At 62.8% G+C, this 1,137-nt stretch carries 1 pseudogene; it reads left to right on the forward strand.

What is annotated here, in order from left to right:
- Positions 1-1,137: pseudogene (locus EOA24_RS38775) on the forward strand (DNA helicase); the annotation flags it as partial.

Genomic DNA, 1,137 nt, shown 5'->3' on the forward strand with positions numbered 1-1,137 from the left:
ATCGCCAACTGTCTGGCCGTGGGCAAGACGGTCCTGTTCGTTGCCGAAAAGACCGCGGCGCTCGATGTCGTCTATCGACGACTGCGCGAGCACGGGCTTGGTAATCACTGCATCGAGTTGCATTCCAACAAGGCCGACCGCAAGCATTTCCTCGCCCAACTGAAAGCCTCATGGGAACAAGGAGGACGAGCAGACGCCTCCCAATGGGTCGCCGTCAACGAGCGGCTTCGCCTTCGCCGCGATGAGCTCAACGCTTATGTCGAAGCACTGCACAAGCGCTACCCAAACGGTTGGACGCCCTACCTGGCCTTGGGCATTGCGCTCAGGTCGCATGATGCTGCCGCACCGGCATTCACCTGGTCGGCGCCTGACGGACACGACGCGCAATCCCTCTTCAAACTGGAGGAGTTGGCGGCGCAGGTCGGCCTGATCTTTACCGCGGTCGAACGCCAGCCGGCGCTGGACCTGGTCGATGTCAAAGAGTGGAGCGGCGACTGGCAAATGAGGCTGCTGGGCGCAGCGACATCGCTTCATTCGGCAATCGGCCAATTGACGGCATCGATACGGGATTATCAGTCCGGTCTCGGCCTCGCGGCCGGCGAACTGCCTCAAGCAGAGTTGCAGTCGCTGACCGAGTTGGCGCAGCTGCTGGCTCAGTCGCGTAACCGCGATGTCTCGATTGCCTACGACCGGGATTTCCCGACCTTCGGCGAAGCGCTCGCCAGGCTGGAGCGCTCGATCGGGGACTATCGCGAGGCAGAGCGTGGCCTTTCCGCCGCCTATGACGTCGCGGTCGTCCGCGACATCGACATAGACACCCTCGACCGACAATGGCGCGATGCGCAAGCTTCGTTCTGGCCAAAGTCAGTGCTTGGCACGCGCAAGGTCCAGAAGCAGCTCCAGGATCGCGCGCAACGCGGGACCGCGGAACCCGGCAAGCATCTTGACCTGTTGCGCCGGATGAAGGCAGCCCTGTCGGCCATCGACCGAAGCCCCTTGGCGGGCAAGCCATTGCCTGTCGACGGGCTGACAACGGACGTAAAAGACGTTGCCAATATCCTTGATCTCGCTCGCCGCCTTCGCCTGTCACTGCGGATTCCCGGACGAAGCCCGGACGAGTTCCGCACCGTCGTGCGG

The sequence above is a fragment of the Mesorhizobium sp. M2A.F.Ca.ET.039.01.1.1 genome (assembly GCF_003998035.1).
Classification (GTDB): domain Bacteria; phylum Pseudomonadota; class Alphaproteobacteria; order Rhizobiales; family Rhizobiaceae; genus Mesorhizobium.